Origin of the sequence: Xanthomonas sp. Leaf148, assembly GCF_001423585.1 — a bacterium.
Taxonomy (GTDB): Bacteria; Pseudomonadota; Gammaproteobacteria; order Xanthomonadales; family Xanthomonadaceae; genus Xanthomonas.
This window is the reverse complement of record NZ_LMOP01000012.1, coordinates 104,650-124,668: the sequence shown is the minus strand read 5'-3', so window position 1 is coordinate 124,668 and position 20,019 is coordinate 104,650. Positions and strand designations below refer to the sequence as shown.

21 protein-coding genes and 2 tRNA genes are annotated in these 20,019 nt (G+C 64.5%); 12 read left to right on the top strand and 11 right to left on the bottom strand.

Features of this window, described 5'->3' with window-relative positions:
• Window positions 1-127: 127 nt before the first annotated feature.
• Entirely contained in the window at window positions 128-820 is a 693-nt protein-coding gene (crp, locus tag ASF90_RS17630; RefSeq protein ID WP_055853235.1) for a cAMP-activated global transcriptional regulator CRP, read from the bottom strand.
• A 137-nt stretch (window positions 821-957) separates the two neighbouring features.
• On the opposite strand from crp, the gene speD reads away from it, so the two are divergent.
• Both speD and ASF90_RS17620 read left to right on the top strand, forming a co-directional pair.
• Window positions 958-1,752, top strand: a complete 795-nt coding sequence (gene speD, locus ASF90_RS17625) for an adenosylmethionine decarboxylase (RefSeq protein ID WP_005990692.1) — start codon at window positions 958-960, stop codon at window positions 1,750-1,752.
• Window positions 1,753-1,917: 165 nt separating this feature from the next.
• Window positions 1,918-2,232, top strand: coding sequence for a multidrug efflux SMR transporter (locus ASF90_RS17620; RefSeq protein ID WP_055853233.1), 315 nt, complete (start codon window positions 1,918-1,920; stop codon window positions 2,230-2,232).
• A gap of 473 nt (window positions 2,233-2,705) precedes the next feature.
• On the opposite strand, the gene coq7 is transcribed toward ASF90_RS17620, so the two are convergent.
• Window positions 2,706-3,359: a 2-polyprenyl-3-methyl-6-methoxy-1,4-benzoquinone monooxygenase gene (gene coq7 / locus ASF90_RS17615; RefSeq protein ID WP_055853230.1), complete on the bottom strand. Its 654-nt coding sequence runs from the start codon at window positions 3,357-3,359 to the stop codon at window positions 2,706-2,708.
• A 181-nt stretch (window positions 3,360-3,540) separates the two neighbouring features.
• Between coq7 and rplM the strand changes: the two genes are divergently transcribed.
• Window positions 3,541-3,969 carry a 50S ribosomal protein L13 gene (rplM, locus tag ASF90_RS17610; protein ID WP_006451009.1) on the top strand — a complete coding sequence of 143 codons (429 nt, stop codon included), beginning with the start codon at window positions 3,541-3,543 and terminating at the stop codon, window positions 3,967-3,969.
• A gap of 2 nt (window positions 3,970-3,971) precedes the next feature.
• Window positions 3,972-4,364, top strand: coding sequence for a 30S ribosomal protein S9 (gene rpsI / locus ASF90_RS17605; protein ID WP_055853228.1), 393 nt, complete (start codon window positions 3,972-3,974; stop codon window positions 4,362-4,364).
• 492 nt (window positions 4,365-4,856) lie between these two features.
• On the opposite strand, the gene ASF90_RS17600 is transcribed toward rpsI, so the two are convergent.
• Window positions 4,857-4,930 (bottom strand) — tRNA-Gln (locus tag ASF90_RS17600).
• A 52-nt stretch (window positions 4,931-4,982) separates the two neighbouring features.
• Window positions 4,983-5,059, bottom strand: a tRNA-Met gene (locus tag ASF90_RS17595).
• Between the two features lie 118 nt (window positions 5,060-5,177).
• On the opposite strand from ASF90_RS17595, the gene ASF90_RS17590 reads away from it, so the two are divergent.
• From ASF90_RS17590 to bfr, 3 genes are all read left to right on the top strand, one after another.
• On the top strand, window positions 5,178-5,795 hold the full coding sequence (locus ASF90_RS17590) for an RNA pyrophosphohydrolase (protein ID WP_055853227.1): 618 nt from the start codon (window positions 5,178-5,180) through the stop codon (window positions 5,793-5,795).
• An 80-nt stretch (window positions 5,796-5,875) separates the two neighbouring features.
• Window positions 5,876-6,085 (top strand): (2Fe-2S)-binding protein, encoded by a 210-nt coding sequence (locus tag ASF90_RS17585; protein ID WP_055853224.1) that lies wholly within the window; start codon window positions 5,876-5,878, stop codon window positions 6,083-6,085.
• 269 nt (window positions 6,086-6,354) lie between these two features.
• On the top strand, window positions 6,355-6,825 hold the full coding sequence (bfr, locus tag ASF90_RS17580) for a bacterioferritin (protein ID WP_055853222.1): 471 nt from the start codon (window positions 6,355-6,357) through the stop codon (window positions 6,823-6,825).
• 641 nt (window positions 6,826-7,466) lie between these two features.
• On the opposite strand, the gene ASF90_RS17575 is transcribed toward bfr, so the two are convergent.
• From ASF90_RS17575 to ASF90_RS17565, 3 genes are read right to left on the bottom strand one after another with little or no spacing between them, the layout of a single operon-like run.
• Entirely contained in the window at window positions 7,467-9,764 is a 2,298-nt protein-coding gene (locus ASF90_RS17575) for an ATP-binding protein (RefSeq protein WP_055853220.1), read from the bottom strand.
• Window positions 9,765-11,729, bottom strand: a complete 1,965-nt coding sequence (locus ASF90_RS17570; RefSeq protein ID WP_055853218.1) for an EAL domain-containing response regulator — start codon at window positions 11,727-11,729, stop codon at window positions 9,765-9,767.
• Window positions 11,730-11,767: 38 nt separating this feature from the next.
• Window positions 11,768-12,394 (bottom strand): DUF4126 domain-containing protein, encoded by a 627-nt coding sequence (locus tag ASF90_RS17565; protein ID WP_055853216.1) that lies wholly within the window; start codon window positions 12,392-12,394, stop codon window positions 11,768-11,770.
• 128 nt (window positions 12,395-12,522) lie between these two features.
• On the opposite strand from ASF90_RS17565, the gene ASF90_RS17560 reads away from it, so the two are divergent.
• From ASF90_RS17560 to ampE, 5 genes are all read left to right on the top strand, one after another.
• On the top strand, window positions 12,523-13,260 hold the full coding sequence (locus ASF90_RS17560) for a DUF6776 family protein (RefSeq protein WP_055853215.1): 738 nt from the start codon (window positions 12,523-12,525) through the stop codon (window positions 13,258-13,260).
• A gap of 3 nt (window positions 13,261-13,263) precedes the next feature.
• Window positions 13,264-13,713 carry a polymer-forming cytoskeletal protein gene (locus ASF90_RS17555; RefSeq protein WP_055853213.1) on the top strand — a complete coding sequence of 150 codons (450 nt, stop codon included), beginning with the start codon at window positions 13,264-13,266 and terminating at the stop codon, window positions 13,711-13,713.
• Between the two features lie 80 nt (window positions 13,714-13,793).
• The gene (erpA, locus tag ASF90_RS17550) at window positions 13,794-14,180 is read left to right on the top strand and encodes an iron-sulfur cluster insertion protein ErpA (protein WP_055853212.1); all 387 of its coding nucleotides are present in this window, start codon (window positions 13,794-13,796) and stop codon (window positions 14,178-14,180) included.
• Between the two features lie 313 nt (window positions 14,181-14,493).
• Window positions 14,494-15,393 carry an NAD(+) diphosphatase gene (nudC, locus tag ASF90_RS17545; RefSeq protein WP_055853210.1) on the top strand — a complete coding sequence of 300 codons (900 nt, stop codon included), beginning with the start codon at window positions 14,494-14,496 and terminating at the stop codon, window positions 15,391-15,393.
• A 136-nt stretch (window positions 15,394-15,529) separates the two neighbouring features.
• Complete coding sequence (gene ampE / locus ASF90_RS17540; RefSeq protein WP_055853208.1) at window positions 15,530-16,423, top strand: regulatory signaling modulator protein AmpE; 894 nt, start codon at window positions 15,530-15,532, stop codon at window positions 16,421-16,423.
• A 199-nt stretch (window positions 16,424-16,622) separates the two neighbouring features.
• Here ampE and ASF90_RS17535 read toward each other — a convergent pair whose 3' ends face one another.
• The 4 genes from ASF90_RS17535 to ASF90_RS17520 all read right to left on the bottom strand — a co-directional run bounded on the left by ASF90_RS17535 (window position 16,623) and on the right by ASF90_RS17520 (window position 20,016).
• Complete coding sequence (locus ASF90_RS17535; RefSeq protein WP_055853207.1) at window positions 16,623-16,955, bottom strand: hypothetical protein; 333 nt, start codon at window positions 16,953-16,955, stop codon at window positions 16,623-16,625.
• Between the two features lie 75 nt (window positions 16,956-17,030).
• A complete protein-coding gene (locus tag ASF90_RS17530) occupies window positions 17,031-17,441 on the bottom strand; it encodes a DUF2752 domain-containing protein (RefSeq protein ID WP_055853205.1) in 411 nt (136 codons plus the stop codon).
• Window positions 17,441-17,785 carry a CD225/dispanin family protein gene (locus tag ASF90_RS17525; protein WP_055853203.1) on the bottom strand — a complete coding sequence of 115 codons (345 nt, stop codon included), beginning with the start codon at window positions 17,783-17,785 and terminating at the stop codon, window positions 17,441-17,443. Before ASF90_RS17525 ends, ASF90_RS17530 begins: the two co-directional genes overlap by 1 nt.
• A gap of 308 nt (window positions 17,786-18,093) precedes the next feature.
• Entirely contained in the window at window positions 18,094-20,016 is a 1,923-nt protein-coding gene (locus tag ASF90_RS17520; protein WP_055853200.1) for an MFS transporter, read from the bottom strand.
• Window positions 20,017-20,019 lie beyond the last annotated feature (3 nt).

Here is a 20,019-nt window from a genome sequence, read left to right as displayed (position 1 = left end):
ATAAGAGGTATCGCGCAAAACTGCAGTGTTGCGGCGCGCCAAGCGAGCCCAAGAACACAGGAACATTGCCTAGATTCTGCCGTCTCGGCATGCAGCCAGTGCACTGGGCACTGGCTGCATCGTGCGCTTAGCGCGTGCCGTACAGCACGACAGTCTTGCCGCGTGCATGCAGCAGGCCATCGGCCTGCAGCTTCTTGAGCACACGTCCGGCCATCTCGCGCGAGCAACCGACCAGGCGTGCCAGCTCCTGTCGCGAGACACGCAGCTGCGTGCCCTGCGGATGGCTCATCGCTTCCGGCTCCTTGGACAGATCGTGCAAGGTGCGCACGATGCGGTCGGTCACATCCAGGAACGCCAGGCGGCTGGCTTTCCTTGTGGTGTCGAGCAGTCGTTTTGAAAGCTGAACGCCCAGCGCGTAGAGGATGCGGGGGGCATCCGGCGACAAACTGGTCTGAAACAGCTGCTGCAGGCGCTCGTAGCTGATCTCCGCCAACTCGCACTGGGTGCGGGTGCGCAGGATCACCTCGCGCGTATCGGATTCGATGAACAATCCCATCTCGCCAACGAACTCGCCGTTACCGAAGTAGCCCAGCACCAACTCACGATCGTCATCTTCCTCGGCAATGATGCTTACCGAGCCGCTGATGACGTAGTAGAGGGTGCCGGCCGGGTCTCCTGGCCGGAACACATCGGTCCGGGTCGGATAGCGCCTGCGGTGGCTGTGCGCAAGAAAACGCTCAATGGTGCCTGCGTCCAGCGCCAGCGAAGGGGAAGCGTTACGTACCGTCGTAGTGACAACCGTCGTGTTTCCTGGGCTCATGGTAGTTCCGCGTGTAATTCCTGAAGCTTAACGGCATGAGTCATGCAAGGTAAACCATTCTTAACATCGGCATTTCGTTGCTGGGATCTTTGGCTCATAATTGTTTCCTTTCCCGCCTTCCATAAGGACAGACCGACGTGGTCAAGCCGTTGCCTCGCCTGAGGCTACAGGGGTTCAACAACCTCACCAAGGCGTTGAGCTTCAACATCTACGACGTCTGTTACGCGCGTACTGAAGAGGAGCGTCAGCGCTACATCGAGTACATCGATGAGCAGTACGACGCCGATCGTCTGACGCAGATCCTGACCGATGTGGCCGAGATCATTGGCGCCAACATCCTCAATATCGCACGTCAGGACTACGATCCGCAGGGCGCATCGGTGACGATCCTGATTTCCGAAGAGCCGGTGATCGACAAGAAGCAGGCCGGCAAGGAGCTCATCTCCGACGCTGTGGTTGCTCATATGGACAAGAGCCATATCACTGTGCACACATACCCGGAGACGCATCCGCAGGAAGGCATCGCCACGTTCCGCGCCGACATCGACGTTGCCACCTGTGGCGTCATCTCGCCGCTGAAGGCGCTGAACTACCTGATCGAGAGTCTGGAATCGGACATCGTGATCATGGATTACCGCGTGCGCGGCTTTACGCGTGACGTGAAGGGTAAAAAGCACTACATCGATCACAAGATCAACTCGATCCAGCACTTTCTTGCCAAGAATGTGAAGTCGCGTTACGAGATGTTCGACGTCAACGTCTATCAGGAAAATATCTTCCACACGAAGATGCACCTGAAGGATTTCGATCTCGATCAGTACCTGTTCGAAGAGCGTGCCAAGAACCTGTCGTTCAAGGAGCGCATGAAGATCGAAACGCTGCTCAAGCGCGAGATCGAAGAGCTGTTCCACGGGCGCAACCTGAGCGAGTAATCGTAAAGAACGACCGCTTGCGCGCCTGTGTGCAGCTGCGACAACGACTCAAGGCGGGACGGCCCGCCACGCGATGACCTCGCGTTCCACAGCCGACGGCGGCCCAGTGTGCAGACACTGGGTCGCTTTTTTTTTGTCCGTTTTTTTCTGTTGAGGAGTACTGCAATGCCCTGGATTTATCTCGTACTGGCCGGCCTGTTCGAAATCGGCTTCGCCCTGGGCCTGAAATACAGCGACGGCTTTACGCGACTGTGGCCAACCGTGCTGACGATCAGCTTGGCCGGCATCAGCCTGTGGTTTTTGACCCAGGCACTGAAGACCATTCCGGTCGGCACCGGCTACGCGATCTGGACAGGTATCGGCGCATTGGGCGTAACCATTGCCGGCATCGCCTTGTTTGGCGACAGCGCATCGTGGTCGCGTCTGGCCTGCATTGGGCTGATCGTTGCCGGTGTGATCGGCTTGAAGTTGGTCGGTTAGTCAGCCCCGCTACGCGGGCCTGACCCCCCAAGGTTTGCTTCGCAAATCTTGGGCCCCGACTTCGTGGCTACCTATCCCCGCGCTTCTCAGCGCGCCCCATTAACAAAGGGGGCTCTGCTCCAGATTGGGTATCGCGGGGCGTGATGCGCTATTTGAGCCGGAGACGAGTTGTGCGTTGCGCTTTATGGCCTGCTTTCCCTGCGATTGCTGCTGGGGATTTCGAATGCGTCGCTGCTTCTTGCTGCTGGTTGGGCGCAGCCATGTTGTGCTGAGTGGGCACTGCTTTCGAAGTGGTTGTGTTGACGGCAGGCTGCGTTTTCGCAGTCACTTTCGGCCAGCATTGCAGCGGTGTTTCTTACTCTGCAGTGTGTACGTCACTGCGGGCCGGAACCTGCCCGCCAACTGCCAACTGCCAACTGCCAACCGGCAACCGGCAACCGGCAACCGGAAATCCCAATCACTAGTCACCCATCCTAGAAGCGGTAAGCGACGGTCTTCATCAGCTTGGAGGCCAAAGCCATGGCGGTGGGGATGGGGGGCGGGAGGATGCGGGCGCCGGCTTGTTCGGCCTGGTCGGCGTGGCGGGCTTCGTCGATCTTCATCACGCGCAGGATCGCGCGGCTGCGTTGGTCGATCTCCGGCAGGGTTTCGAGATGTTCGTCCAGGTGAGCTTCTACCTGGCGCTCGGTCTCGACCACGAAGCCCAGGCTCCAGTCGTCGCCGCGCAGCCCGGCCAGGGCGCCCAGCGCGTAGCTGCCGGCATACCAGACCGGGTTGAGCAGGCTGGGGCGGCTGTCCAGTTCGTGCAGGCGATCCGCGCACCAGGACAGATGGTCGGTTTCTTCCTGCGCGGCTTCCAGCAGATGGTGCTGGGTGTGCGCGTCGCGGGCGACCGCAGCCTGGCCGAAGTACAGGCCTTGCGCGCACACTTCGCCGACATGGTTGATGCGCATCAGCCCGGCAGCATGGCGACGCTGGTCTGGTTGCAGCGCGACATCGGGGGTGTCGGCAGCGGGGTTGGGGCGCTCGGCGGGCGGGTTGCCGAAGACGGTCTCCAGCGCGCGCTGGGCTTCGACCAGCAGCCGATCGAGCGGGCTTTGCAGTCGGTTGGGGGAGGTCTGGGTCATGCGTCGATTCTGGCGCCCGGCCGATCCGCTGCCAACCGCCTTGACCCTGACGGACGCGCGACTTGCGCCGCTGCGGGCTGCCGCGTACAATCCCGCCTCTTCTGTTTCGCCTTCACAACGCGTGGCAAAGTTCCAGCGGTCATCGCCGCTGCAATCCGCCCGACTACTCAAGAGCTTCCTCATGACTACGTTCACCGCCAAGTCCGAGACCGTCCAGCGCGACTGGTATCTCGTTGACGCCGCCGGCAAGACGCTTGGCCGTCTCTGCACCGAACTGGCTAGCCGCCTGCGCGGTAAGCACAAGCCGATCTATACCCCTCACGTCGATACTGGCGATTACCTTGTGGTGATCAATGCCGAAAAGATCGTGGTCACGGGCAACAAGCTGAAAGACAAGAAGTATCACCGCTTCACCGGCTACATCGGTAACTTGAAGACCGAGAGCCTGGAGCAGGCGCTGCAGCGCCACCCGGAGCGCGTGATCGAAATCGCCGTCAAGGGCATGTTGCCGAAGGGCCCCCTGGGCCGCACCATGTACCGCAAGCTCAAGGTGTATTCGGGTGCCGAGCATCCGCACGCCGCCCAGCAGCCGCAAGTTCTGGATATCTAATCATGGCTATCACGCAAAACTACGGCACTGGCCGCCGCAAGTCCTCCACCGCTCGCGTGTTCCTGCGCAAGGGTACCGGCAAGATCACCGTCAACGACCGTCCGCTGGATGAGTTCTTCGGCCGTGAGACGGCGCGCATGATCGTGCGTCAGCCGCTTGAGCTGACCAAGAACACGGAAAGCTTCGACATCCTGGTCACCGCCTCCGGCGGCGGCACCACCGGTCAGGCCGGTGCGATCCGTCTGGGCATCTCCCGTGCGCTGGTCGAGTACGACGAAACCCTGAAGTCCGAGCTGCGCAAGGCTGGCTTCATGACCCGCGACGCCCGTGAAGTCGAGCGTAAGAAGGTCGGTCTGCACAAGGCCCGTCGCGCGACCCAGTTCTCCAAGCGCTGATCCATCGCGTTTGCTGCGTCCCGGCTTGCTGGGACGACTGCTTCAAAAGCCCGGCATTGCCGGGCTTTTGTCGTTTTGCAGTGGTGCTGGCCGGAATCCTTGTTGGTGTGCGCGGCAAGACGACGGCTCTGATGGCGGCTCCCGGCGCGCCGAGGTCAGTGGCTGGCGCGGGATCTGTGTTTTGGTGTGGCGGGATCGTGAGTTGGTACCTGTCACCTGGTGTATGTCCACGTCCGTGCGCGCGCACGGAGAACGGTCGGTGACGGTCTCGCGCGACTAGGCTGCGCTACTCGTGGATTCCAGTGCGCGGCAGTTGCTCTATTTCGCTGAGATGTCGAAGGTTTGGGGAGTTGCGTAGTTCCGGGGTAGGCAGTGGCCGGATGCAGGGCGCTGCATCCGCAGGTGGGTCAAAGGCTGTGTAGAGATTAGGATCATCTGCATGAGGCGCAGGCAACAAAAAAGGCCCGATCTTTCGATCGGACCTTCTGTGTTTGGCTGCCCCGGATGGATTCGAACCACCGATGCCTGAGTCAGAGTCAGGTGCCTTACCGCTTGGCGACGGGGCAATAAAAACATGTTGTCCCAGAGTATCGCATGCCTGTGCAGGCTTGAATACCGTGGTGGCTATGGGTGGACTCGAACCACCGACCCCAGCATTATGAGTGCTGTGCTCTAACCGGCTGAGCTACATAGCCTAGGGAGCCGGCAATTCTCGCGATGCGCCTGGGTGTTGTCAAGTATTTCGTTTTCAGCTTGTGAGCCGGGCGTCGCCGTGGCAGAGTCGGTCACAGTAGATTTTCAGGAGTCCGCATCGTGATCGATCCGGACGGCTTCCGGCCAAACGTTGGTATCGTGCTGATGCGGAAGGACGGTCAGGTGTTCTGGGCACGACGTGTGCGCAGGGACGGCTGGCAGTTCCCGCAAGGTGGCATGAACACCGATGAGACGCCCGTTGAAGCCATGTACCGCGAGTTGCGCGAAGAAACCGGGTTGTTGCCCGAGCATGTGGAATTGCTCGGCGCCACGCCTGGCTGGCTACGCTATCGCCTGCCGAGCCGGGCGGTGCGCCGCAATGAGCGACAGGTGTGTATCGGCCAGAAGCAGGTGTGGTTCCTGCTGCAGTTCACTGGCGACGAATCCCATCTCAAGCTCGACCACACCGATACCCCCGAGTTCGACCATTGGCGCTGGGTGGACTTCTGGTACCCGGTCGAGCACGTGGTGATCTTCAAGCGTGGCGTCTATGCGCGTGCGCTGCGACATTTGGCGCCGCTTGCACAGACGCTGGCAGGCCCTGCGGCGGTCGGTGTGATGCCCGAGCGTGCGCTGGAAGCCTGGTTGCCCGGTAGCAGCGCGGCCGGCCACGACAGTCCGCGCAAGCGTCCACGCAAGCGTGGCGGGCCTCGGCAGGTGCGGATTAATAATGATTAACGTTTGGAATTGACACCTATTCTCGTTTGCGGTGCAATCACTACCGGTCCTCTCCGGATCGCCAGCACCCGACCGATACCGTGTACATCTGCATCTGTAATGGGGTCACCGACCACCAGATCCGTGAAGCGGCCGAGAACGGCTGCGCCAGCCTTGCCGAGCTGACCATGCGCACCGGTTGCGGATCCAATTGCGGCTCGTGCCTGGACATGGCGGCCGACCTGTTGAGGCAGGCGCACGCGACCCGCGCGCTGCCGCTTCCGTTGCTGGGTCTGGCAAGCGCTGCCTGAGTGGTGTGGGGCGCGCTTGGTCTGCTTCCAGCATGTGACGCGGATCTGGCTGGGTTGGCGCCTCGATCAGCGGTTGGTATGCAAATCCTGTCCCACGCGGTGCACGCTTAGTCGAAAGGCTCTCCCGCGTCCCCCAGTCGCTTTCCATGCGGCTTGCGTGGGGCTGTAGCCGCCCGGTCGGCATCACGCAACTGATCACGATTCGCGTTCCTTCATGCGCCGCGCCAACGCGTTAAAGTGCGGCCGGCTCACTGTCTCGGAGACATCGCATGAAGGGCGATACCAAAGTCATCGAGTACCTCAATAAGGTGCTCTACAACGAACTCACTGCGATCAACCAGTACTTTCTGCACGCCAAGATGCTGAAAAACTGGGGCCTGAAAGAACTGGCCGAGCATGAGTACAAAGAATCCATCGACGAGATGAAGCATGCGGACAAGTTGTCCGACCGCATTCTGTTTCTCGAAGGGCTGCCTAATTTTCAGGCGCTCGGCAAGTTACGCATCGGCGAAAACCCGACCGAAATGTTCCGCTGCGACCTGACGCTGGAGCGCGAAGCGGTCGCGGTGTTGCGCGAAGCAGTGGCGTATGCGGAAACCGTCAACGACTACGTGAGCCGCCAGTTGCTGGTGGACATCCTGGAGTCGGAAGAAGAGCACATCGACTGGCTGGAAACCCAGCTGGACCTGGTGGCGCGAATCGGCGAGCCGAATTACCTGCTGACCAAGTTGGACGACTGAGCGCGCGCTCAGGGCGGTGCTGGTCTGCGTTGTGTTGAGAGCAGCGCAGATGGTGGCTAGTGAGCGCGTGCAATGCTGGGGAGCATGCAAGCGCTGCGGGCGATGCGTGTGTGTTGTGCTGTAGCTGCTTGGCTGCCTGTGGCATCGCGCGCACGCTCACTCCAACCCCGCGCTCCGCGCCCCAGCCCGCGTTTGCGACGCGGGCGCTCCAAGGCACACGCGCCAGTCGCGCGCGACCCGTGCCTGCTCGCCCCGGCGGGCGAGGGGCTTTATTTGATTCCCTCGCGCATCGCGTGAGTGTGCGTCGAGCGAAGGTTTGCCGCCGCTGCGTTGTGAGTGGATCAGCGCCTCTGCGGAACTTCAGCCTGTCCAGTGCTGCTCAGGTAATGCTCCAGCGCTGCTCAAGTACCGCTGCAGATGGAGCGCAACGCTCGACGCCGATGACCGGTCAGCCTTGCGGTTGAGATGCAGGTATGGCTATGCCGCCCTGGCACGCGATCGGGCGTCTTGGATCGGGTGATCCGTACCCACACCCCAACTCCTCTCGCGAGGGGAGAGGGACGCGACCGTTCTTTCGCTGCGGGATTGCTTCGACTGCAGTGCCTGGCCGGTTCTTGTCACCGGCTCACGAGCTGCGCGGCTTAGCCGGCTGCGCGGGTTGCGGCTTGCAGGCGGGCGACCTGGCCTAGCAGGGCCAGGCGGGCGCGGGCGTACTCGGCGATCACCAGGGCGACCATCACCGAGGGGCGTTCGATGGTGCCGGTGCGGGCGGCCAGTTCGATGCGCCGTGCGGCGTTGGACACGGCCTGGGCGCCGACGTTGGCGCTGGACGATTTAAGCGTGTGGGCCAGGTCGCGCAGCTGCATGCTGTCGCGGTTGGCGGCAGCTGCTTCCAGCTGTTCGATGATGCCTGGGGCATCGTCCAGGAACAGCTGCAGGATGGTGATGGTGTCCGCGCCGGCCACTTCGTACAGCTCGTCGATCACGCTGCTATCCAGGATCGGCAGCGCACGTGCCTGGGCGCCCGCGCTTGCGCTTTCCGGATCGGCCGGGGCTGCGCCGTTGGTCTGGCTGGGTAACACCGGTTGACGCGGCAGCCAGCGCTGCAGGCAGGCATCGAGTTGTTCGCGGGCGACCGGCTTGGAAAGGTAGTCGTCCATGCCGGCGGCCAGGCAGCGTTCGCGATCGCCAGCCATGGCGTTGGCCGTCATCGCCACGATCGGGATCGGGCGGCCACCGCTTTCGGTTTCCATCGCGCGCCAGCGGCGGGTGGCGGCGTAGCCGTCCAGCACCGGCATCTGGCAATCCATGAAGACCATGTCGTAGCGCGTGGATTCCATGCTGCTCAGCGCGGCCTCGCCGTCGGTGGCGGTGTCGGCTTCGAAGCCCAGCACCCCCAGCAGCTTCTGCGCGACCAGCAGGTTCACCGGGTTGTCCTCGACCAGCAGGATGCGCACTTCGCGCGCGTTGGCCATCGGTGGCGGCAGCGGCTCGGGGATCATCGACGAGGCCAGCGCATGCACGGGCTTGGCGTCCTGCGGCAGCACCAGCGTCCGCAGGATCTCGTCCGGGCTCTGGCGCGGCACCAGGGTGGCGTTGTCCTGCAGTTCGACCGGCACCGGCTCGTCGCCGTAGAGCCAGATCAGCTTCGAGCCGCTGATGTCTTCCGGGCGAGCCAGTGCGCGATGGACGGCGCGCGCGCTGTAGCGCAGCGTGTCGTGGTCGGCGATGACGCAGCGGAAGCCTTCCCCATCGCTGTGGCGGCGCACGCGTTCCAGCGCTTCCTGGGTGGTTTCCATCAGCACGTGCGACACGCCCCAGCCGTCGAGCAGGCGCTTGAGCCGTTGCGTCAGGCGTGCGTCGGAGCTGATCACCATGACGCGTGCCGCATCGGCGCCGGTGCTCTGCTGCAGGTCGCCGATCACCTTGAGCAGCGGGATCTCGAACCAGAACGTGGCACCGCGGCCGGGTTCGGATTCCACGCCGATGCGCCCGCCCATCAGGTCGATGATGCGCTTGCAGATCGCCAGGCCCAGCCCGGTGCCGCCGTACAGGCGGGTGGTGGAGGCGTCGGCCTGGGCGAAGGAGCGGAACAGGCGGGCCTGCTGATCCGGTGCGATGCCGATGCCGGTGTCGCGCACCTGGAAACGCAGCAGGTGCTGCGCGCGGGTTTCGCCCAGGCGGCGCAGCTGGATATCGATGCTGCCGCGCTCGGTGAACTTGATCGCATTGCCGATCAGGTTGCCCAGCACCTGACGCAGGCGGATCGGGTCGCCGCGCACCAGCAGGCGTACCGACGGTTCGATGTCCAGGCCCAGGCGCAGCTGGCGGCTTTCGGCGGTGCGTTGCAGCAGCTGCACCACACCGTCGAGCAACTCGCGCAGGTTGAAGGTGGTGATCTCCAGTTCGAGCTTGTTCGCTTCGAGCTTGGAGTAGTCGAGGATGTCGTCGACGATGCGCAGCAGCTGCAGCGAGCTGCCGGTGGCGGTCTGCAGCATGTCGCGCTGGTCCAGGCTGAGCTGGCCGCTGGAGATGAGCTCCAGCATCGGAATGATGCCGTTGAGCGGGGTACGGATCTCGTGGCTCATGGTGGCCAGAAATTCACCCTTGGCCAACGTCGCGGCTTCGGCCGCCTGTTTGGCGCGCAGCAGTTCCTGTTCGAGTTCGCCGTGGCGTTGCAGTTCCTGTTGCAGGCGCTCGCGGGCCAGCTCCGCCTCGTCCAGGCGCTGCGACAACCGCTGCTGGGCGCGGGCGCTGCGCTGGGCGGCGACGGCTGCGCACAGGGCAGACACCACGGCCAGCGCCGCAGCGATGGCGGTGAGCGCGCGCCACGGCCCCTGGATGTCGCTCCACTGCAGGCCTGCGCCCACCGCTGCGGTGAGTGCGGTCACCGTGGCCAAAGCGCTCCAGGCGCGAAGGCCTCCCGCCTGCGCCGTCATTTAGAGCACCGCGTTCGTGAAGTCGAAATCCAGTTCCTTGCCGACGGTCTGCACCAGGTTGCCCTGAATGAAATCCACGCCGCTCATCCACATCGCAGCGGCCGCCTGCGGGTCTTCGATGCGCTGGCCGATGATCAGCAGGCCGCGCTGATGGGCGATGTCGATCACGCCGCGCAGCTCGTCGCGCACTGCGGCATTGCCATGCGCATCGGCAAAGCGGTTGGCCATGCGCACGAAACTCAGCGGCAACTGGCTCAGCAGCGCGTTTGCTTCATCGCCGGGTTCGAACTGGCTCAGGCAGAACTGCACGCCGGCCGGCATGAGCTTGGCGCAGAACTGCTGCACGGTGACCGCGTGGATCAGGGCATCGTCCAGACGCAGATCCACGATCAGCGATTGCCCGGCCACGCCGCGTTCGATCAATGCCTTGAGTAGCCACTCGGCGAAGGCATCTCGGGCCAGTGTGCGCGGCGATTGCGAAACGAACAGGCGCAGCGGCGGGCTGGCGTGCTGATACAGATGCAGCAAGCCAAGCGCGTGATCCATGACCTGCTGGTCCAGATCGGCGATGCGTCCGGCCGCTTCGGCGGCAGGGATCACCTGGCCGGCCGACAGCAGCGTGCCGTCGGCCTGGCGCAGCCGCAGCAGCACCTGGTACTGCGCGGTGTCGCCGCCAGCCACTGCCACGATCGGCTGATAGGCCAGTTCGAGTTGGCCTTCGACCAGGCGCAGTTGCTCCTGCTGCTCGGCCTGGCTGGGCGCCAGATAGGCCTGCACACCGTCGCTGCGCAGGCGTGCCTGCAGCGCGGTGCGCTCGACCGCTTCCAGCGCGCTGCCGGTGTCGTCAAAGCCCAGGCCCAGCGGAGCCACGCCGATGGCGCAGCGCACATGCACCGATTCTTCTTCGCGCACCGGGAAGGCGTTGGCGGAAAGACGCTCGCGGATATCCAGCGCGCGTTGTTCCAGGCTGGCCTCGTCCATCTCCACGGCCAGCAGCAGGAAGCTGTTGTCGTTCAGACGCGCCAGCGGATACGGCTGGGCGGCAGTGGCCAGACGATGCCCGGCCTGGGTCATCAGGCGTTCGTAGGCGGCGTAGCCGTAGCGTTCGCGCAGGCCGAGTGCGCTGGCGATCTCGATGAAGAACAGCCCGCCGGGCTGCTTGCGCTCCAGTGCATTGGCGAGTAACTCCATCACGTGGCCGCGCGTGGGCAGGCCGGTTTCCGGGTTGCTGCGCACGCTGACCTGCTCGCCGGCCAGCTGCAGCGCCTGTTGGCGCGCGCGGCGGATACGGTTGGACACCGCGGCGATCAGATGGCGCGGGCGGATCGGCTTGGTGAGGAAATCGTCGGCGCCGCTGTCGAGCACTTCGAACTGACGTTCCGGGTCCGGGTCGCCAGTGAGGAACACGATCGGCAGCAGCTGCTGCCCCGGCTGTTGGCGGATCAAGGTGGTCAGGCGGATGCCGTCCAGCTCGGGCATGTGCAGATCCATCAGGATCAGATCCGGGTGATAGTCCTGGATCGCCTGCGGCACGCTGGCGGCGGTCATTTCGACCTGCGCGTGCATGCCGGCGCCGTGCAGCACGCTCTGTGCGAACAACGCCTGCGAGCGGTCGTCTTCGACGATCAGAACGCGATACGGCGCATCGGCCGCGACGTTGTCGCCGCCGTCGGTGTTGACTGCGGACACCGCGGAGGACGGCGGCAACGCTGGCGCAACGCGCGTTGCGCCGGCGTTGGACACGGCACGCGCCGGTGCAATGGGTGTCGCATGGCTGGGAACGTTGGCGGCGGCGGGCGCGGGAATGATGGCCGCACTTACCGGCGCGCTGTCGTCGGGCGCGCTGGCGGCCTCGTCGGCCCAGCGATGCCAATAGTCGGCCGGCGGCGTCTCGGCGCGCAGCGGGCGATTACGCGTGGCGGTGTCGTCACGGGTGGTGAAAGGAACCGGATCTCGGGCGGCCATCGATACTCCCTGCAGTCGCGATGATTATGCGATGAACTTCACGATAGCGGGGAGCGGCGTGCAGCCGGCGTGCTTGAAGCGCGCATCGGCGCGACCAGCCGGCGCATGCCACGCCACAGCAATCGCCACACCCACCACACCACCAGCGCGGCCAGCACGCTGGACCCCACCGACAGACTCAACGCCCACCACGGATGCGCCAAGGCCAGCGCCAGTGCAGTGGTGGCGATGGTGTCTTCGGCCAGCGACGCGACCCAGTTGCTGGCCGGCTCCGGCGAAGTGTTGAGCAGTGCGCGGGTGCCGGCCTTGAGCGTGTGGCTGGTCAACGCCACGCCAGCGCCGGCCGCCAACGCGCCCGCGCCCAGGTCGCCATCCAGCGACAGCGTGGCGGCGGCCAGAAACGCGCCGGCCGGCACCCGCGCCAGGGTCTGCAGCAGATCCCAGCCCGAATCCACGCCGGGGATCTTGTCGGCGAAGAATTCGGCCACCGCCAGCGCGCCGGACGTGCCCAGCACCCACAGCGATTGCGCGGGATGCAGGGCCGGCGGCAGCTCGATCCAGCCGAGCAGGCCGGCCAGGCCGACGCCGAACACGGTGAGGTAGACGCGGATGCCGGCCAGCCAGGCCAGCAGGATGCCGATCACGAACAGATGGGCTTCGCTCATGGCGTTGCTTCCTGCGAACAATGCGGAACTATCGGATAACCGCCGGCCCAGCGCCAGCGCGACGGCCGTCGAGGCTCTGGCACACTACGCCGCCGCCCACACCGCCGGCCCGTCCGGACCCGATGCCCATGAGACCAGCCGCACGCGTTCAGATCGTCCAACGTGACTCCGGTGGTGGCCCTTCCAGCGGCCGCTGGCTGTGGATCGTGGTCGTCCTGCTCTGGCTGGCATCGCTGGGCGGTGTGTGGTGGATGGCCAGCCGCACTGCCGCGCCGCGCCTGGTCGAGGCCGAGGCTGCCTTGCAGCAGGCCCAGCGCAGCCAGGCCCAGCAGCGCCGGCTGATCGAACAATTACAGCAGCGCCAGGTCAATCTGGCGATGTCCGACAAGATCAGCCGCGTCGCCAATACCGAAGTGCAGGCCTCGCTGGCCGAGCGCGACGAGCAGATCGCCGCGCTGCGCGCCGATGTGGCCTTCTACGAGCGGCTGGTGGGCTCCACCGCGCAGCGCAAGGGGCTCAATGCGCACTCGGTGCAGTTCACCGCCGAGGCCGGCGGGACCTGGAATTACAGTGTGGTGCTGACCCAGAACCTCAACCGTGGCGCGATCAGCCAGGGCCAGCTGCGCTTTGCGGTGGAAGGCGTGCGCGCCGGCAAGCTGGTGACGGTGAGCTGGAACGAGTTGCACCAGAAGCCCGATGCCGCCGCCCAGCCGTATTCGTTCCGCTATTTCCAGCAGTTGGACGGTAGCGTGATCCTGCCGAAGGATTTCACTCCGCAACGTGTCAAAATCTCCCTGAGCGGCGATGGGGCGCCGGTCAACCAGACATTCGATTGGAAAGTCGCCGGCAATGGCGCGGGGGAGTAGCTCATGTTCGGAAACAAGTCCAACCGTGGTGCGCAGACCGTGGTCGATACCTTGATCGGGCCGCAGGTGGTGATCCGCGGCGACCTGACCTTCAGCGGTGGCCTGTATGTGGAAGGCCGCATCCTGGGCAAAGTGATTGCCGAAGACGGCGCCAGCGCCATTCTGACCGTGGCCGAGCAGGGCAGCATCGAGGGCGAAGTGCGTGCGCCGGTGGTGATCATCAATGGTCAGCTGACCGGCGACGTGCATGCGGCCGAGCGGGTCGAACTGGCCGCCAATGCGCGGGTGCAGGGCAACGTGCACTACCAGGTGGTGGAAATGAGCGCCGGTGCGCAGCTCACCGGGCGGTTGATCCATGCCGCTACAGCGGGCGCGACCGCCGCGCTGCCGGCTCCGGAAGGCAGTCGCACCGAGCCGGTCAAGGCGCTGCAGGCCGAAACCGCCGAGGCCTGAGCGGGCACGCGGCTGAAGCGCGAGCCTGTCGCTGGCACAACCCGCTTGAAGTGGGGCCGTCTGGCCCCCATGCTGACGCCATGAGTACGCTCGTTTCGCTTCCTACTGCCGCCCCGGCCCCGGACTATCAGTCCATCGACCGGCCGCTGAATTTTTCCGGAGCTGCCGCCGCCAAGGTGCGCGAGCTGATCCAGGAAGAGGGCAACGCCGAGCTGGCGTTGCGCGTGTATATCCAGGGAGGCGGGTGTTCCGGCTTCCAGTACGGTTTCGAGTTCGACGAGAACCGTGCCGAAGACGATCTGGCCGTGGCCACCGATGGCGTGACGCTGTTGGTCGACCCGCTGAGCCTGCAATACCTGATGGGCGCCGAGGTGGATTACACCGAAAGCCTGACCGGTGCGCAGTTCGTGATCCGTAACCCCAATGCCAAGACCACCTGCGGGTGCGGTAGCAGCTTCAGCGTCTGAGGGTGTTCGGTGGTCTGACGTGGTCATGATCGGTTGACGGCGCGCGTCTGCGCCGCCAGTGGCGCTGTCCCACACTTGGCTGACGCGTCCTGATCGAGCGCAGCGGGCAAGCCCTGTTGCGATGATCGATGCAGATGGCGCAAAACGCGTTTCGGCAGGTCCGCATTGCGGATGCATGGCGTCTGCAGCGACGAACCGGTTGTAATCATCAGCGACCTGTCACGAGTGCGCGCGCATTGCATGCGCCTACGCTGCGGCGATCGTCATGCACTGCCGGTTGCGGGTGTCGCCAATTATCGGCAGGCTTGCGCTGATGTCCGAGTCTACTTTTCCGTTGTCCGGTTTTGCCTTCACCCACGCGCCGCTCGATCGTGGCGATGCGTTGCGTGACGATCCCGCTGCGTTGGCGCAACTGTGGCCGCAAGGCAACGTGCTGCTGATCGATGCCAAGGGCACCGCGCTGGCCGATGCGCAGGGACAACCGTTGCTGCTGCAGGGCTCGGCGCTTGCCGATAGCCCGGAGGCGGCGATCTTCCTGGGCGTGCGCGATGGCCAAGGCTGGTTCTGCCTGTCGGCCGACCCGCTCGACGTCAAGGCGCCGCAGCGTGTGGACCTGCGCCAGGCGGCAGCCGAGTGGCCGGCGGAGATCGCCACCGCGGTGTCCTATGCGCGGGCCATGCTGCACTGGCAATCGCGCACGCGCTTTTGCGGCGTGTGCGGCGGGGCGATCGTGTTCCGCCGCGCCGGCTTCATCGCGCATTGCACGCAGTGCCAGACCGAGCACTACCCGCGCGTGGACCCGGCGATCATTGTCGCTGTCAGCGACGGGCAGCGGTTGCTGTTGGGCCGCCAGGCCAGCTGGGCGCCGCGGCGCTATTCGGTGATCGCCGGATTTGTGGAGCCAGGCGAGTCGCTGGAACAGACGGTGGCGCGTGAGGTGCACGAAGAGACCCGGGTGCGGATCGAGCACTGCAGCTATGTCGGCGCGCAGCCGTGGCCATTCCCGGGTGCGCTGATGCTGGGCTTTACTGCGCATGCGGCGGCGAGCGAAGTGCCGCAGGTGACCGGTGAGTTGGAAGACGCGCGCTGGGTGAGTCATGCCGAGGTCGGCGCCGCGCTGGCCGGGCAAGGCGGCGAGGACGGGATTGGGCTGCCGCCTGCGATTTCGATTGCGCGCGCGCTGATCGAGCAGTGGTATCGCACGCATGGCTGAGGGCATCGCTTGCGCATGCACGCGGCGTGCGGCAAGCGCATGCGCGCCCTTGCCCGGTGCGCACGGTACCGGCGCGCGAAACGCGTTACGGGGCGGTTGTGCCCGCTCGGCTAGACTCGGCTGAGGAGGGACACCCATGTTCACCACCCTGGTTGCCGTCGTCGTCGCACTCACGCTGGGCCATCTGGTGCCGGCGCAGGTGGCCAGGCTGCGGCGTTTTGAATGGTTTGGTCATTGGCTGCGCCGGCTGGACAGTTATGCCGCCGGACGTGGCGCCTGGCAGGGCCGCTACGGGGTGCTGCTGGCGCTGTTGCCGGCCTTGTTTGTAGTGCTCGTGCTGCAGTGGCTGCTGGACGATGTCTGGCACGGGTTCCTGTCGCTGCTGTTCGGCGTGGCGGTGCTGGCCTGGACCTGGGGGCCGCGCGATCTGGATCGCGATGTCGAGGCGGTGATCGATGCCGACGAACCCGGGGCGCGGCGCGATGCGATCTCGCAGTTGCAGGCCGCCGGCGGCAGCGTGCACGAGGATGCGCCGTCGCTGGTCGAGGCGGTGGTGGTCAATGGCCTGCGGCGCTGGTTTGCGGTGCTGTGGTGGTTTCTGTTGCTGGGGCCTTTCGGCGCGGTGCTGTATCGCCTGACCGCGCTGGCGGTGGAAAGCCCGCTGGCGGTGCTGCTGCCGCCGCGCAATCTTGCCGGCGCGCGATGGCTGCTGGCGGTGCTGGAATGGCCGGTAGCGCAGCTAATCACGGTGTCGATGGCATTGGTCGGCAACTTCGACACGGTGTTCCGCGCGTGGCGGCAAGCGCATGGCAACCGTTGGTCGCTGGAGCCGCATTTTCTCGGTGCCGTTGCGCGTGCCAGTGTCAGTGCCGAGCTGCGCGAAGAAGCGCACGACTACACCGATTCGGGCCTGGTGCCGGTCTGGCGCCGGCTGCCGGAAGTGCGCGATGCAATGAGCCTGGTGTGGCGCGTGCTGCTGCTGTGGATGGTGGTGCTGGCGTTGTTGGTGATTGCGGGTTGGGTGCGGTGATCTTGTGCAATGCGGATGTTCGGGCTCGCCTATAAGGCGCAAGTTTGCGTAGTGATGACATCTTGTCGAATGTGGCTTTGTCGCTTGACGTCTAACTTCATCAGCCGACCTGTGGTCACGCGGCGGCTAGTTGCTAGTTACTGAGACTAGCTACTTATAGATTTTTTGAGGTGAGTTTGGCTTGAGTGATCGTTAAGCCTCATTGCTTCTTTTTGAATGCAGCAACGATAAGCATGGATGCGGATCCCAATGTGCAAAACATTCCGCAAGTCAGCAAAGACGGTGGCAGATTCGCCACGCCGGATAGAGTGTCAGTGAAGGAATAGAGAAATCTGATTAAAGGCCAGAACAACACCAGGTCCATCAGTAGAATTCCGACGCATCCAAAGACGACTCCCATGCTCCTGCTTTTGCTCGGAGGGTCATTTGCCATTCTGACGGCAAGAGAATTCACGGCTCCGGTTACGAAGAAGAACAGGACGATAATTCCTATTCCAATCACTTTGAATTCAATGCCGACCTCGAAGTCCATGCTGGCCTTGTAAGTTCCGGATATGAGCTAGGTGAAATCGTTGGATCTCTTGCGCTACGGAATATCTGGTTTTTCCTAACCCGGCGCCAGCAGCGTAAACGGGTACCACGGCAGATTTCGTGCAATCCAGTACGTGGGGAGTGCCCATAACCAGAATTTCGGTTCGGACATCACGCTCACCACCGGTGCGAACCAGCGGGCGCGCCAGCCGGCTTTCCAGGCGATCAGGCCGGGCAGGGTGAACAGGCCGAGCACGGCGGCAGGGTTCATGGCGAAGGCGCCAGGAAGATCGAAATGCACCAGCGCATACAACGCGCGGGTCATGCCGCAACCGGGGCAGTAGCAGCCGGTGACGGTGCGAAAAATGCAGGGCGGGAACGGGCTGTTGCTCGCGTTCGGGTCGAAGCGATAGAGCAGCGATACGCCAAAGGCGGCCACGCTGGTGGCCGCCCCCAGTCCAAGCCAATGGCGTGGACGCAGTTCCATTACTGCATGTGCTGCAGCTGCTGCATGTAATCCGAGTACCCCTGCATGCCGCCGGTGGCGACCATGCCGATGTTGACCAGCAGGCCGATCGCGGCCAGCACGCTGGTCACGATGCACCAGGTCTTGGCGGTGTTGGAGGCGCGACGCGCGCCGTCGATGTCGCCCTGGTTGAGCAGGCCGTTGACCTTGCTGGAGAACACGATCGCCACGATGCCGGTGATCAGGGACGGGCAGCACAGGCAGAAGCCGAGCACGGTGGAGACGATCGCCCAGATCAGGTGATTGGGCACCGGGCCGGGCGTTGCGCTGGACGAGGGGTGGATCGGCGGTGGGATGGCACTCATGGTGAAGCTCCTTGGGTGGTAAACGACAGCAAACGGATCGGGTGCGTGGGGAGGGTGATGACGGTCGCAGCGCGACGGATGGCAACGTGCGTCGTGCCCGCAGGGCCGCGGTTCAGCGCTGCAACCGCAGGTCGCCGACAGGCGCGACGGCTGCCGGTTGCGGCAGATGCCTCAGACACGATGTTGCGCACGACGACTTCCCCCAGTACGACCTGCCGCGTCCGCTTGGCGAACGCGGCGACAAAGCGTGCAGTGGCGCACAGGCTACTCGCGGTGCGCGACGGACGCAAAGCCCGCGCCGGTGCGGCTCACGGTTGGTCCTGGCGCAGTGCGCGGACCTGCTGTTCGAGCAACGCGGCGCTGGCCTGGTCGCCGGCAACGGCGGGGCCTGCAGCCACTTCGATCTGCGCCCGCATCCGGCGCGGCACGCGCATGCGGCCCAGACGCGTATCGCGGCGGCTCCACATGCTCGACCACATGCCACGCAGCGCCATCGGAATCACCGGCACCTTGCGGCGCTCCAGGATCTTTTCGACACCGGACTTGAACGCGGCAATCTCACCGTCCTTGGTCAACGCACCTTCCGGAAAGATGCACACCAGCTCGCCATCGGCCAGCGCGGCGTCGATGCGGTCGAACGCCTGCTGCATCAGTGCAGGGTCTTCGCGCGCGCCGGCGATCGGGATGGCCTTGGCGGTGCGGAAGATCCAGCGCATCACCGGGATGCGAAAGATCTTGTAGTACATGACAAAGCGCACCGGGCGCGGAATCACCGCCGACAGAATCAGCGCGTCCATGTAGCTGACGTGGTTGCACACCAGCAAGGCGGCGCCGTTGTCGGGCACGTGGGTGTCGATGTCGCGTGCGCGCAGCCGGTACAACACGCTCACCAGCACCCAGCTGAGAAAGCGCATCAGGAACTCGGGCACCAGGGTGAAGATCCACAGCGCCACCAGCGTATTGGCGATCGCCAGCGCCAGAAACACCTGCGGAATGCTCAGCCCCGGCATCGGAATGCGGTGGCCGAACAGCACCACCTGCGGCAGCTGTAGCGCAATGCCGATGACGGCGGCGGCCACGATGAAGAGCGAATTCTGGATGTTGAGCCCGGCGATCACGCGCGAGAGTTCGGCCTTGGGCGTGCGGCTCTGGATCAGCGCGAACAACGGCACCACGAACAGACCGGTGAACAGGCCAATGCCGACCAGATCGATGATCAGCCGCACGCTGCCGGCTTGCCGCACAAACTGGCCGATCGACAGATCGCTCACCGGCGCGGCACCGGGGCGGGCGAAATACAGGTCCAGCAGGAACGCGCTGATGCCGAACGCACCCAGCGGCACCAGGCCGATTTCCACGGTGCGCCCGGACAGCCGTTCGCACAGCAGCGAGCCCACGCCGGTGCCGATCGAAAACAGCGCCAGCGCAAACACGTACAGGTCTTGCTGGCCGCCGAGATTGAGCTGCGCGTAGGTGGGCAGCTGCGCGGTGAGCACGGTGCCGACGAACCAGAACCACGACACGCCCAGCACCGAGTTGCGCACGGCCGGCGTGCGCCGGGTCAGGCGCATGATGGCGCGCGATTCGGGGATGGGGTTCCAGTTGATCTTCAGCTCTGGCGCGCCGGCATCGACCTTGGGCACCAGCCGCGCGACCAGGTTGCCGGTGACGGCGATGGCGATCACGGCGGTGGCTGCGGCGACCGGGCCATGGCTGCCGGCGATCTGGAAGATCAGCCCGCCGAAGATCATGCCGCACAGGATCGAGATCGAGGTGCCCATCTCGACCAGGCCATTACCGCCGGTGAGTTCCTCGGGTTTGAGCACCGAGGGCAGGATCGAGTACTTCACCGGCCCGAACAGTGTGGACTGCAGGCCGGTGCAGAACAGCGCGATCAGCAGGATCACCATGTTCTCGGTGATGAAGCCCACCGCGGCCAGCGACATGATGGCGATCTCCATCGTGGTGGTGATCACGATGAGCTTCTGCTTCTCCATTTTTTCGGCGATCTGGCCGGCCAGCGCGGAGAACAGGAAGTACGGCAGGATGAACAGCGCCGGCGCCAGATTGGTGTAGAGCGTGCGCTGCGCCGCATCGATGCCGAGATAGAACAGCAAGCCGATGATGGCCTGCCGATAGACGTTGTCGTTAAACGCGCCCAGCGCCTGGACAGCGAAGAACGGCAAGAAGCGGCGCTGCCTGAGCAGGGCGAACTGACTGTGACCGGACATGCA